Origin of the sequence: Stenotrophomonas sp. PS02300, from assembly GCF_029959395.1 — a bacterium.
GTDB classification, from domain to species: domain Bacteria; phylum Pseudomonadota; class Gammaproteobacteria; order Xanthomonadales; family Xanthomonadaceae; genus Stenotrophomonas; species Stenotrophomonas maltophilia_AD.
This window is the reverse complement of record NZ_JASCOP010000005.1, coordinates 1-12,666: the sequence shown is the minus strand read 5'-3', so window position 1 is coordinate 12,666 and position 12,666 is coordinate 1. Positions and strand designations below refer to the sequence as shown.

The window sequence follows — 12,666 nt, the reverse complement described above, 5'->3', positions numbered from 1 at the left end:
GGGACAATCCCGCCGGCGGCGATCAGGGGTTACGCGTCGCCGGTCTTCGGCGGGTTCTTCAGGCTCAGCACCACGGTGGCGGCAATGATCACCGCGACCACGCCCAGCGAGATCGGGGTGGGGATCTTGAAGATGTCGATCAGCATCATCTTGGCGCCGATGAAGGCCAGCACCAGGGCCAGGCCGTACGGCAGCAGGTGGAAGCGATCGGCCATGCCGGCCAGCAGGAAGAACATGGCGCGCAGGCCCAGCACCGCGAACACGTTGGAGGTGAGCACGATGAACGGGTCGGTGGTGATGGCGAAGATCGCCGGGATGCTGTCCACCGCGAAGATCACGTCGGTCACGGCAATCAGGATCAGCACCACGAACAGCGGGGTGTACCAGCGCTTGCCGTCGCGCATGACGCTCATGGCATTGCCGGCGTAATCGGGCAGCAGGCGCAGGTGCTTGCGCATCCAGCGCAGGGCCGGGTTGCTCTCCAGGTCAGGCTCCTGGCCAGCCGAGAACCACATCTTCCAGCCGGTGAACAGCAGGAATGCGCCGAACACGTAGAGCAGCCAATGGAACTTGGTGAGCAGCACGCTGCCGGCGAAGATCATGATCGTACGCAGCACGATCGCACCCAGGATGCCGATGATAAGCACCTTCTGGCGCTGCTCCTCGGGCACGGCGAAGTAGCCCATGATCATCAGGAACACGAAGATGTTGTCCACCGCCAGGGCTTTCTCGACCAGGTAACCGGTCAGGAACTCCAGGCCGACCTTGTTGGCCACCACCTGGCCGGCGGTCTCGTTCAGGTAGTACCAGAGGCCACCGTTGAAGGCCAGGGCGAGGGCGACCCAGCCGATCGACCACCACAGGGCCTCCTTGAAGGTCACCTTGTGCGGGCCGCCGTGTCGCATCAGTACCAGATCGACCAGCAGCGCGATGATCACCACCGCGCCGAAGCCGCCCCACAACCACAAATTACCGATCGTCTGCATGAGTTTGTCCGTTGAATGAATGAAATGCCTCAAGCCGGACGGCGAGGATCTGCAACGGAGGATCGGAGGGGATCCGGGGACAGAGCTTCGCCATACGGCGAAGGTCTCGCTCGCAGTCCCACCGGGTGGGACTGCCGTTGCACCGGAGCCTGCGGGCTCGAATTGACGGCGACAACGTCTGGGAGCTACTCCCCTTCTGGGGCCGATTCTGCGGGCTGAATGGGTTGGCGTCAAATCGGCGGCCTGCCGGGCCATGGCGCCCGTCTACAATAGGCAGATGAATACCGTCCCCACTCCCGTTGTCCGCCTTAAAAACGCCTGGCGCTCCAGCCACCCGTGGATCTTCCAGAAACTGGTCGAAAAGCCCACCGTCCGCCCGAAGCCCGGCGCCATCGTCGACGTGGTCGGCGTGGATGGGGAGTGGATTGGGCGTGGCTTCTACAACGGTCATTCGCGCATCGCCGTGCGTATCCTCGAGACCGACCAGCGCGTCCCCGTCGATGCCGGCTGGTTCTCGCGGAAGATCGCCCAGGCGGTGTCGCTGCGCCGTGATGTCCTGAAGCTGGACGCGATTTCCGATGCCTGGCGCGTGGTGCACAGCGAGGGCGACGGCCTGTCCGGCCTGGTGGTGGACCGCTACGGCGACCTGGTGGTGGTGGAGTTCTTCGCCGCCGGCATGTTCCGCCACCGCGAGTGGGTCTACGAGGCGCTGCGCGAGCAGTTCCCGGGCTGCCGCTTCCACAGCTTCGCCGACGAACACGTGCAGAAGCAGGAAAGTTTCGACTTCCACGGCAACACCACCACCGAAGCCTCGGTCATCACCGAGTACGGCGTGAAGTTCCGCGCCGACCCGGCCGGTGCGCACAAGACCGGTTTCTTCGCCGACCAGCGCGAGAACCGCCAGTGGCTGAGCCAGGAAGTGGAAGGCAAGTCGGTGCTGGACCTGTGCTGCAACACCGGTGGCTTTGCGGTGTATGCCGCGGCGCGCGGTGCCTCGGACGTGCTGGGCATCGATATCGATGAAGACGTGATCGCCATCGCCAAGGGCAATGCGCGCCTGAACAACGTGCGCCCGCGCTTCGTGCAGTCCGACATCTTCCCGTGGCTGCGCGACGCGGCCAACCGCGGCGAGCAGTTCGACGTGGTGATCCTGGACCCGGCGAAGATGACCCGCGACCGCGACCAGGTGATCACCGCGCTGAAGAAGTACCTGGACATGAACAAGCTGGCCCTGGGCGTGGTCAAGCCGGGCGGCCTGTTCGCTACGTTCTCGTGCACCGGCCTGGTGGCCGAGGACCAGTTCCTGGACATGCTGCGCCGCGCGGCGTTCTACTCCGGTCGCACCATCCAGATCCTGAAGGTCTCCGGCGCCGGCCCGGATCACCCGTTCATGGCCCACGTGCAGGAATCGCGTTACCTCAAGGCCGTGTTCTGCCGCGTCCTCGATTGACCTTCGCGTGCCGACCAACGGTCGGCACCTACCGCGGAATGACAGGGTAGGTACCGACCGTTGGTCGGTACGCTTTGCTATGGTCTGACGCATTCCCATCTGAAGAGAGGCGTCATGACGTTGCGCAGTCTGTCCCTGCTGGTGTCACTGGCGCTGTGTGCGCCGCTGTCGGCCTAGGCCATCGAATTCAGCGCGCAGGAGCTTGCGCGCGCTGCCACCCTGCAGAAAAAACTGCTCACCCTCGACAGCCATCTGGACACGCCGGCGAACTTCCACCGCGAAGGCTTCGACATCCAGCAGCGCCACGACCACAACGCGCTGTCGCAGGTGGATCTTCCGCGCATGGTGGACGGCGCACTGGATGGCGGCTTCTGGGCCATCTACACCGACCAGGGCGACCGCAGCCCGGCCGCACACCAGCACGACCGCGATGCGGGCCTGCTGCGGTTGATGGAAATCCGCGAGATGCTCGCCGCGCACCCGGAGAACTTCGCGCTGGCACTGACCGCCGCCGATGCCGCCCGGATCAAGGCAGCCGGCAAGCGCGTGGTCTACATCAGCATGGAGAACGCCAGCCCGCTGGTCGACGACCCCACGCTGCTCAGCTTCTACCACCAGGCCGGCCTGCGCCTGCTCAGCACGGTGCATTTCGCCAACAACGAGTTCGCCGATTCGGCCACCGACAGCAAGGGCCCCGAATGGAAGGGCCTGAGCCCGGCCGGCAAGGCATTGGTGGACGAGGCGGTGCGTCTTGGCATCGTGATCGACCAGTCGCATGCCTCGGACGCCGTGTTCGACGATCTGATCCAGCGCATGCCGGTGCCGTTCGTGCTGTCGCACAGTTCGGCCAAGGCGATCTACAACCACCCGCGCAACCTGGACGATGTGCGCCTGAAGCAGCTGGCCAAGGCCGGTGGGGTGATCCAGGTGAACGCCTATGGCGGCTACCTGATCGACACCGGCAAGAACGAGGCGCGCAAGCAGGCCGAAGACGCGCTGATGAAGCAGATCGGTGCCGACTACGATGACCTGAGCATGGCCCAGGGCGTGCAGCTGAAGCAGGGCCTGGCGGAGATCGACCAGCGCCTGCCGTTGCGCAAGGCGACCCTGGACGACTTCGTTGCGCACTTCGAGCACATCCTGGCCGTGGTCGGTCCCGAGCATGTGGGCATCGGGCTGGACTGGGACGGCGGCGGTGGCCTGGCCGACCTGCAGGACGTGAGCGATCTACCGAAGATCACCGCCTGGCTGCTGCGCAAGGGCTACACCGAGAAGCAGATCGCGGGGATCTGGGGAGGCAACCTGCTGCGTGTGCTGCAGCAGGCGCAGGACTACGCTGCGCAGAAAGCGCGCACCACCAACGGTGGCGCGCTACCGCGGTAATGGCTTGGAGGGTAGGTACCGACCGTTGGTCGGTACCCCCCAGATGCCTCAACGGCCGATCAGCGCGTTGCGGCGGCTGTAGAGGAAATACACCGCCAGGCCGATCACGTTCCAGATCAGGAAGTACAGCTGGGTGCTGCTCGGCAGGCTGATGAACAGGTAGATGCAGCCCAGCGCCGCCGCCGGCCCGATGAACCAGGCAATCGGCGTGCGGAAGGTGCGCTTGGCATCCGGTGCACGCTTGCGCATCACCACCAGGCAGATACCCACGGCAGTGAATGCGGCCAGCGTGCCGGCATTGGCCAGCGCGGCAATCTCGTCCAGCCGCGCCACGCCGGCCAGGGCCGAGACCACGGCAGCACTGAACAACGTGGTGGCCACCGGGGTACCGGTGCGCTTGTTCACTGCCGACAGGCCGCGCGGCAGCAGGCCATCGCGGCCCATGACGAAGAACACGCGGCTCTGGCCGAACAGGAAGGCCAGCAGCACGGTGGGCAGCGCGATGATCGCCACCACGCCGATGACCGCCGCCGCCTTGGGCTGGCCCAGTTCGCGCATGATCAGGGCCAGCGGTTCGGCGCTGTGGCCGAACACTGCGTAGCTCATCGCGCCAACGGCGGCCAACGCCACCAGCATGTAGATGATGGTGCAGCCGACCATCGAGCCGATGATGCCGATCGACAGGTCACGGCCCGGGTTCTTGGTTTCCTCGGCCGCGGTGGAGATGGCATCGAAGCCGTAGAAGGCGAAGAAGATGATGGCGGCCGCCGCCATCACGCCACGCTCCACGCCATCCGGGCCCAGCGACTTGGCGAAGCCGTGCGGCATGAACGGGTGCAGGTTGGCCGAATCGAATGCGGGCAGCGCCACGGCGACGAACACGCCCAGCGCGATGATCTTCAGCACCACCAGGATCGCATTGAGCGTGGCACTCTCCTTGGTGCCCAGCATCAGGCCGCCGGCGACCACCCAGGTGATGATCACGGCGGGCAGGTTGAACACGCCGCCTTCCACGTGCGGGCCGGCCGACAGGGCCAACGGCAGCCGCATGTCGATGCCGGTGTTGCCGTGTATCCATTCCAGGAAGCCGACGAAGTAGCCGGACCACCCCACCGCCACCGTACTCACCACCAGTGAGTACTCCAGGATCAGGCTCCAGCCGACCACCCAGGCGAAGATTTCGCCCAGTGCGGTGTAGCTGTAGGTGTAGGCGCTCCCGGCGGCCGGCATCATGGTGGACAGTTCGGCGTAGGACAGCGCCGCGCAGGCGCAGACCGCACCGGCGATGGCGAAGGAGATCAGCACCGCCGGGCCGGCGAGATTGGCACCCACGCCGATCAGCGTGTAGATGCCGGTCCCCACGATGGCACCGATGCCCATGGCGATCAGGTGCGGCCAACTCAGGGTGCGGATGAGGCTCCTGCCGGCTTCATGGACAGTGACGGAATCGAGCGACTTGCGCCGTAGCAGCGATGACATGGAACCTCACAGAGTGACTGGTATCGACAATTTTCCGAGTGTGACCGAACGCGGCGCAGCATTACTACTGCCGGACGTCGTGAATCCCTTGACGATCATTTCAAATAGCCCACGTTGACGAATTTGGCACAACCCGGCTGGCCGCGATCAAGGGGCCCCAGCGCGCCACATCGGCGGCGCCCTGTGGATAGACCACGCAGGTGTCGTCGGGAAGTTTCTTGCAGCGCAGGACCCCCCGTTCATCGAATACCCGCCAGCCGCAGGCGTCGGCCTCGGCTTCGCAGATGCGCCGGCGCAGCCCCAGCAGCAGGCTGGCAGCGCAATCGAAGCGGCAGCCGCGCAGCTCGATGCGATCCAGCGGCTGCAGGTCCGCCATGATCCGCTGGACCGAGGGGTGGGCCAGGTCGACGCGGTCGGTGCTCAATGCCAGCAGGCGCTCGTCGTGGCCGGCCAGGTGCTGCACGAAGTACACGGGGGTAGTCATCTCGAAGGTGCCTCGCCACGGGTCGGATGCCCGCGATGGCACCGATTGGACACCGGCCGGCGCCCGGGAAGAATTACGCGCTATCGATCGCCGGGGGCCGCTTCGATGACGCGGCCTATCGCTTCAGGCCGGGATCCGAGGCCAAACGCCCGCCCCCCAAGCGTTCAGCCACTCAGCCCCAGGCGCACGCCAAACCCGATCAGGAAAACCCCCGCGATGCGCTTCAGTACTACCCCCACACGCGGGTGCTGGATGATCCGACGTCGCAACAGGTTGCCCACCCCGATCAGCACCGAGCAGTACGCCAGGCTGAGCACGAAGATCAGCGTCGCCATGGTCGCGAACGTCACCACGCCCTGGTGCCGCGCCGGGTCGATGAACAGCGGCAGGAACGCCATGTAGAAGATGATCGCCTTGGGGTTGAGCAGGCTGATCAGCACCGCCTGGCGGAAGTAGTGCCCCGGCTGCAGCCGGATGCCGCCGGTGTCACCGCTGGCCGGCGCGGGCCGCAGCAGGCCGATGCCCACCCACACCAGGTAGGCCGCACCGAGGTACTGCACCGCGTGGAACACCAGCGGGTTGGCCTTGAGCAGGGCGGCCACGCCGGCCACCGCCAGCCACATCAGGATCTGGTCGCCCAGCAGCAAGCCGAACAGGGCGGTATAGCCGCCGCGCACGCCACCGCGCCCGGTGGCGGTGAGCAGGGTGAAGGTACCCGGGCCCGGCAGCGCCAGGAACACCAGCACGGCGATGACGAAGGTCCACAGGTCCTGGATGCCCATCCACGGCATGGCGATGACTCGAATTCGGGGGGCCGCCATTGTCGGCTACCCGGCCCGGTGCCGACAGCGCTACAGCGCACGTCCCGGCAGATCAGCCAGCATCGGCTGCAGGCGCTGGGCGCACAACGCATGCAGCTGGCGGATCGCGGGCGAAAACTGCTTGCGGTGCGGGCACACCAGGTTCAACGGCAGGCTGTCGCCTGCGCCCCCCAACAGCACCTGCAGGCGCCCGGCGCGCACATCGTCGGCCACGTCCAGCCACGACTTGAACACGATGCCTTCGCCGGCCACCGCCCAGCGCCGCACCACGTCGGCGTCATCGCACACCAGCTGGCCGCGCACCGGCACCACCACGCGCCGGCCGTCCTGCTCGAAACTCCAGCGGTCGTAGGGACGCCCGGCGAGCTGGTAGACCAGGCAGTGGTGGTCCTTGAGCGCTTCCAGCGAGGCCGGCGTGCCCTGCCGCTCCAGGTAGGAAGGTGCGGCGCACAGCACGCGCCGGTTGCCCGGCAGCAGCGGCAGCGCCACGTAGCTGGCGGTGTCGAAGCGACCCAGCCGGAACGCGATATCCACCGGATCGCGGAACACGTCGGCCACCTGGTCGGACAGCAGCAGGCGCAGCTGCAGCTTCGGATGCGCGGCGCGGAACTCGGTCAGCCAGGGCAGCAGCACATTGCGGCCCAGGTCCGACGGCGCGGCCACCTGCAGCACACCGCGCAGCTCGGCGTCTTCGCCGCGCACCCGGGCCTGGCCCTCATGCAGGGTGTCCAGCAGGTCCTGGGCGTAGGGCAGGTAGAGCACGCCCTCGGCGGTGAGGCGCAGGCTGCGGGTGGAGCGCACGAACAGGCGCAGGTCCAGCTCGCGCTCCAGCCGGGCCACGGCGGCGGCCACCTGGCCGGGCAGCAGGTCGGCCTCGCGCGCTGCGCTGGAGAAGCTGCCCAGCGCGGCGGTGCGGACGAACAGCTGCAGATCCTCGAAGCGGACCATTTTCATTCCAGGAGTGAAAGTGCTGCTGCATTCTGCGCCTTTCCGGCCGGAGCAGGGCAGGCCAACCTGAGCACCTCATCCACGGACCGCCCCCATGAAAGCCATCGCCTATACCCAGCACGGCCTGCCCATCACCGACCCGACCGCGCTGGTCGACCTCACCCTGCCGGTGCCGGCCCCGGGCCCGCGCGACCTGCGCGTGCAGGTGCGCGCGGTGTCGGTGAACCCGGTGGACACCAAGATCCGCCGCGGCGTGGCAGTCGAGGCCCCGCGCGTGCTGGGTTGGGACGCAGTGGGCATCGTCGACGCGGTGGGCAGCGAGGTCACCCTGTTCCAGCCGGGGGATGCCGTCTTCTACGCCGGCGACATCAACCGCCCCGGCAGCAACGCCGAGTACCAGCTGGTGGATGAGCGCATCGTGGGCCGCAAGCCGGCCAGCCTGGACGATGCCGCCGCCGCAGCGCTGCCGCTGACCGCGATCACCGCATGGGAGCTGCTGTTCGACCGCCTGCGCATCGCCGAGGGCGGTGGCGAAGGCCAGACCCTGCTGGTGATCGGCGCGGCCGGCGGGGTGGGCTCGATCCTGGTCCAGCTGGCGCGCCAGCTGACCCGGTTGACGGTGATCGGCACCGCCTCGCGCCCGGATACCCAGGACTGGGTGTACGCGCTGGGGGCCCACCACGTCATCGACCACAGCCAGCCGTTGACCGAGGGCCTGGCCCGGATCGGGATCGAGGCCGTCACCCACGTGGCCAGCCTGACCCACACCGACCAGCACTACGCGCAGATCGTCAGCGCACTCGCGCCGCAGGGCCAGCTGGCCCTGATCGACGACCCTGGCCAGCTCGATGTGATGGCGCTCAAGCGCAAGAGCCTGTCGCTGCATTGGGAATCGATGTTCACCCGCTCCAGCTTCAGCACGCCCGACCTGCAGCAGCAGCACGTGCTGCTCAGCCGGGTGGCCGATCTGGTCGACGCCGGCGTGCTGCGTACCACGCTGGGCGAGAACTACGGCCGCATCGATGCGGCCAACCTGCGCCGCGCGCATGCACACATCGAAAGCCACCGCGCGGTGGGCAAGGTGGTGCTGGAAGGCTTCTGAGCCTCAGGCCACGCCGTTGTCGCAGTGGCGGGCAAACCCGGGCCGCGTGCCCAGGCGGTCGAACCACGCCGCCACCGCCGGCAGCTCGGGTTTGTCGCCCGGGGTCAGGCGCCAGCGCTGGGTGGACAGCCCCAGCACGAGGTCGGCGAGGGTGAAGTCCTCGCCGACCACGTAGGCACCGGTGCCGGCCAGTTGCTGGTCCAGGTGCTGCATGAGCCGGTTCCACTGCGTGAGGCTGGCCTGCGCGGCGGCATCGTCGGGGTAGGCCGGGTGCTGGCGCACGCGGGCCATGAACACGTGCCGCCAGGCGGTGTTGAGGTCGGTGGCCTGCCAGTCCATCCATTGTTCCACCCGCGCGCGCGGCTGCGGGTCGCGCGGCAGCAGGTCGTGGCGGCCGGCTTCGGCAGCCAGGTAGCGGCAGATGCTGTTGGACTCCCACAGCACGAAGTTGCCATCGCGGATCACCGGCACCTGGCCGTTCGGATTGAGCGGGTGCAGGGCCGCAAGGAAATCCGCATCGTGGCCGTCGGCCCCGAGCTGCCGGTATTCCAGGCCCAGCTCGGCGCACAGCCAGAGCACCTTGCGCACGTTGATCGAGGTCGACTTTCCAAGAAGATCCAGCATGGAGCGATCCGGCGCAGCGAATGAGACCGGCTCAGCCTACACTTCTTCCATGCAACCTGAATTCCTCATCCTTGGCGGCCTGCTGTGTGCCGTCCTCATCCTGCAGCTGGTGGCCCTGCTGCGGCGTTCCGGCCATGGCGACCTTGAGCAGAGCCTGCGTGAAGAAGCGCGGACCGGCCGCAGCGAACTGCGCGAGCAGCTCGAAGGGCTGGGCCGGCAGCAGGACGCGCGGCTGGAAACCTTCGCGCGCGCGCTGACCGACCTGTCTACCCGTACCGACCAGCGCCTGGACCTGCTGCGCGATGCCTTGGGCGAAGACGCGCGCAAGGCCCGCGAGGACGCCGGGCAAGCCCAGCAGCGCAACGACGCGCACCTGGCCGCGTTGCGCCAGACCCTGGCCGACGACGCCCGCCTGGGCCGCGATGAAACCGGGCAGTCGCAGCAGCGCCTGGCCGAATCGCTGGGCCTGCGCCTGCAGGAGATGACCCAGCGCAACGAGCAGCGCATCGGCGAAATGCGCGCCACGCTGGAACAGCAGCTGCAGAACCTGCAGGCCGATAACGCGCAGAAGCTGGACCAGATGCGGGTCACAGTGGACGAGAAGCTGCAGACCACGCTGGAAGCGCGCCTGGGCGCATCGTTCCAGCTGGTCTCCGACCGCCTGGAGCAGGTGCAGCGCGGGCTGGGCGAAATGCAGCAGCTGGCCACCGGCGTGGGTGACCTCAAGCGCGTGCTGACCAACGTCAAGAACCGCGGCAGCTGGGGCGAAGTGCAGCTGGACAACATCCTGGAGCAGACCCTCACCCAGGAGCAGTACGCGCGCGGCGTCAAAGTGCGCCCGGACAGCGGCGAAATGGTGGACATCGCGGTGCGCCTGCCCGGGCGTGGTCATGACGACACGCCGGTGTGGCTGCCGATCGATTCCAAGTTCCCGCGCGAAGATTACGAGCGCCTGCTCGATGCCCAGGAACAGGGCGACGCCGATGGCGTACGCGTGCAGGGCGCGCAGCTGGAACGCGCGATCCGGATCCAGGCCAAGTCGATCTGCGACAAGTACATCGTGCCACCGCACACCACCGATTTCGCGGTGATGTTCCTGCCCACCGAAGGCCTGTACGCCGAGGTGATCCGCCGCCCGGGGCTGGTGGACCTGCTGCAGCGCGAGCACCGCGTGGTGGTGGCCGGGCCGACCACGGTGACCGCGCTGCTCAACAGCCTGCAGATGGGCTTCCGCACGCTCGCCATCGAACAGCGCTCCAGCGAAGTGTGGAGCCTGCTGGGCGCGGTGAAGAGCGAGTTCGGCAAGTTCGCCGGCATCCTGGAAAAGGCCGAAAAGCAGATCAGCACGGTCGGCCGCAGCCTGGGCGAAGCCAGCCGCAAGACCCGCACCATCGAACGCCGCCTGCGCGGGGTGGAATCACTGGGCAGCGAGCAGACCGATCTGCTGCTGGGCGATGCCAGCGGCGACGATGACGATACCGGCGCGGATGAGACCCCCCTCGCGCAGGACTGACACCTGTTGCCCGCACACTGCACTCCCCGCCTTCATGGTTTCCACAAGGATTGAACCGATGCGCTTTGGCTTGATGTTGTCCCTGATGTTCGTGCTCGCCGGTTGCAGCACCGCGTCCCACCCGACCGATACCACCGCCGCTACGCCCGGCACCGAAGCGGCCGTTGCGGACGCAGCCAGCTGTGCCGCCGCCGGCGGTGAAATGCGCCCGCTCGGTCGCCTGCAGCGCGTGCAGTGCGTGAAGCCGTATGCCGACGCCGGCAAGGCCTGCAGCGCCAAGACCGACTGCACCGGCCAGTGCCTGGCCGACGGCGAAACCGAGCTCGTGGCCGGTGCGAAGGCGCGCGGTATCTGCCAGACCGACGTGAGCCAGAACTTCGGCTGCCGCCAGCGCATCGACAACGGCGTGGCGCAGGGCACGATCTGCGTCGATTGATTCCGCTTCATTCCCACCCCACAGGATTTCCCGTGAGCCAGACCGTCTACGACATTCCCGTTTCCACCATCGAAGGCCAGCCCAGCTCGCTGGCCGACTACCGCGGCAAGGTGCTGCTGGTGGTCAACGTGGCCTCCAAGTGCGGCCTGACCAAGCAGTACGAAGGCCTGCAGGCGCTGTACGCCGACAAGCACGCGGCCGGGCTGGAAGTGCTGGGTTTCCCGGCCAACAACTTCCTGGGCCAGGAGCCGGGCAGCGACGCGGAGATCCAGCAGTTCTGCCAGCTGGAGTACAACGTGAGCTTCCCGATGTTCGCCAAGCTCAGCGTGGCCGGCGCTGACATCCACCCGCTGTACCAGCAGCTCACCCAGGCCCAGCCGACCGCCACCGGCGAAGGCCCGATGCGTGAAAAGCTGGATGGCCTGGTGACCAAGTACCCCGACCTGGCCGTCAACCCGGCCCCGGGCGTGCTGTGGAACTTCGAAAAGTTCCTGATCGGCCGCGACGGCCAGGTCATCGCCCGCTTCGCCCCGGACGTGCCCGCCGACGACGCGCGCCTGGTGGCGGCCATCGACGCCGCGCTCGCCGCCTGATCTGACAGCCACCGCCGATGCAAAAAAAACCCCGCCAAGGCGGGGTTTTTCTTTTGATCAGTTGCCCCAGTTGGGCATCGGCATCGCGTCGACCGGGATCGGCGCGCTGTCGTCGTCATGCCCGCGGTCGCGGCGGCCACGCAGGTCGTTCTGGATCTGGTAGTTGCGGCGCTGCAGCCAGGCATCGCGGGTGAGCGCGTACTCGTCCACGGCGTTGTCGCGGATGTCGTCCAGTGCCAGCAGCTGCGAGCGCATGTCCACCAGCTGCAGGCCCTGCAGGGTTATGCGGATCTTGTCTTCCTCGATCGTGCGGATCGGCGAGAGCGGGATGTCGCCGGCCAGGCCGAACACATCGCGCACGGTACGCGGGCCGAAGAACGGCAGTTCCACGTAACGCGAGCTGCGCCAGCCCCAGGCACCCAGGGTCTGGCCGAAGTCTTCACTGCGGCGCGGCACCAGCGCGCGGCTGGCCGGGTCGAACAGGCCACCGATGCCCAGCGTGGAGTTCATCACGAACCGGCCCAGGCTGTCCCAGGCATCGCCCGGGCGGCCCTGCAGCAGCTGGTTGGTGATGGTCACCGGGGCGCGCAGGTTGCTGAAGAAGTTGGTTACGCCGGTGCGTGCGAAGCGCGGCACCACGTTGGTGTAGGCGGTGGCCAACGGGCGGGCCACGGCGCGGTCGACCACGTTGTTGAACGCGTGCACGCGGCGGTTGAAGCCTTCCCACGGGTCGTACGGCGAGCGGCCCGGTTCGGCGCCATCGGCGGTCGGCGCCGGACCGCCGTACAGCGCGGCAAAGTCGTCCTCGGCACCGGTCGGCGGCGCTTCGGTGGTCGCGGCCGGTGCC

At 67.5% G+C, this 12,666-nt stretch carries 12 protein-coding genes and 1 pseudogene; 6 read left to right on the top strand and 7 right to left on the bottom strand.

The window, feature by feature from the left end; genetic code table 11:
• Positions 1-29: 29 nt before the first annotated feature.
• Positions 30-986: a TerC family protein gene (locus tag QMX79_RS02365; protein WP_282243955.1), complete on the bottom strand. Its 957-nt coding sequence runs from the start codon at positions 984-986 to the stop codon at positions 30-32.
• A gap of 277 nt (positions 987-1,263) precedes the next feature.
• Between QMX79_RS02365 and QMX79_RS02360 the strand changes: the two genes are divergently transcribed.
• Positions 1,264-2,436, top strand: a complete 1,173-nt coding sequence (locus tag QMX79_RS02360) for a class I SAM-dependent rRNA methyltransferase (protein WP_282243954.1) — start codon at positions 1,264-1,266, stop codon at positions 2,434-2,436.
• A gap of 114 nt (positions 2,437-2,550) precedes the next feature.
• Positions 2,551-3,819: pseudogene (locus tag QMX79_RS02355) on the top strand (dipeptidase).
• 48 nt (positions 3,820-3,867) lie between these two features.
• Here QMX79_RS02355 and QMX79_RS02350 read toward each other — a convergent pair.
• From QMX79_RS02350 to QMX79_RS02335, 4 genes are all read right to left on the bottom strand, one after another.
• The gene (locus tag QMX79_RS02350) at positions 3,868-5,298 is read right to left on the bottom strand and encodes an amino acid permease (protein WP_282243952.1); all 1,431 of its coding nucleotides are present in this window, start codon (positions 5,296-5,298) and stop codon (positions 3,868-3,870) included.
• Positions 5,299-5,398: 100 nt separating this feature from the next.
• Positions 5,399-5,782, bottom strand: coding sequence for a hypothetical protein (locus QMX79_RS02345; protein WP_282243950.1), 384 nt, complete (start codon positions 5,780-5,782; stop codon positions 5,399-5,401).
• Between the two features lie 164 nt (positions 5,783-5,946).
• The gene (leuE, locus tag QMX79_RS02340; protein ID WP_336618846.1) at positions 5,947-6,573 is read right to left on the bottom strand and encodes a leucine efflux protein LeuE; all 627 of its coding nucleotides are present in this window, start codon (positions 6,571-6,573) and stop codon (positions 5,947-5,949) included.
• 60 nt (positions 6,574-6,633) lie between these two features.
• Positions 6,634-7,557, bottom strand: a complete 924-nt coding sequence (locus tag QMX79_RS02335; protein WP_336618845.1) for a LysR family transcriptional regulator — start codon at positions 7,555-7,557, stop codon at positions 6,634-6,636.
• 88 nt (positions 7,558-7,645) lie between these two features.
• Between QMX79_RS02335 and QMX79_RS02330 the strand changes: the two genes are divergently transcribed.
• Positions 7,646-8,653 carry a zinc-binding alcohol dehydrogenase family protein gene (locus tag QMX79_RS02330; protein ID WP_282243944.1) on the top strand — a complete coding sequence of 336 codons (1,008 nt, stop codon included), beginning with the start codon at positions 7,646-7,648 and terminating at the stop codon, positions 8,651-8,653.
• A gap of 3 nt (positions 8,654-8,656) precedes the next feature.
• On the opposite strand, the gene QMX79_RS02325 is transcribed toward QMX79_RS02330, so the two are convergent.
• Positions 8,657-9,277 (bottom strand): glutathione S-transferase family protein, encoded by a 621-nt coding sequence (locus QMX79_RS02325; protein ID WP_282243943.1) that lies wholly within the window; start codon positions 9,275-9,277, stop codon positions 8,657-8,659.
• A 49-nt stretch (positions 9,278-9,326) separates the two neighbouring features.
• Between QMX79_RS02325 and rmuC the strand changes: the two genes are divergently transcribed.
• Genes rmuC through QMX79_RS02310 form a run of 3 tightly spaced genes read left to right on the top strand, consistent with a single transcriptional unit; the run spans position 9,327 to position 11,819 of the window.
• Positions 9,327-10,790, top strand: coding sequence for a DNA recombination protein RmuC (rmuC, locus tag QMX79_RS02320; RefSeq protein WP_282243941.1), 1,464 nt, complete (start codon positions 9,327-9,329; stop codon positions 10,788-10,790).
• Between the two features lie 58 nt (positions 10,791-10,848).
• A complete protein-coding gene (locus tag QMX79_RS02315) occupies positions 10,849-11,226 on the top strand; it encodes a hypothetical protein (RefSeq protein WP_282243939.1) in 378 nt (125 codons plus the stop codon).
• Positions 11,227-11,258: 32 nt separating this feature from the next.
• On the top strand, positions 11,259-11,819 hold the full coding sequence (locus tag QMX79_RS02310) for a glutathione peroxidase (RefSeq protein WP_282243938.1): 561 nt from the start codon (positions 11,259-11,261) through the stop codon (positions 11,817-11,819).
• 57 nt (positions 11,820-11,876) lie between these two features.
• On the opposite strand, the gene QMX79_RS02305 is transcribed toward QMX79_RS02310, so the two are convergent.
• The coding region (locus QMX79_RS02305; RefSeq protein WP_282243936.1) for a VacJ family lipoprotein at positions 11,877-12,666 on the bottom strand (790 nt) is incomplete at its 5' end.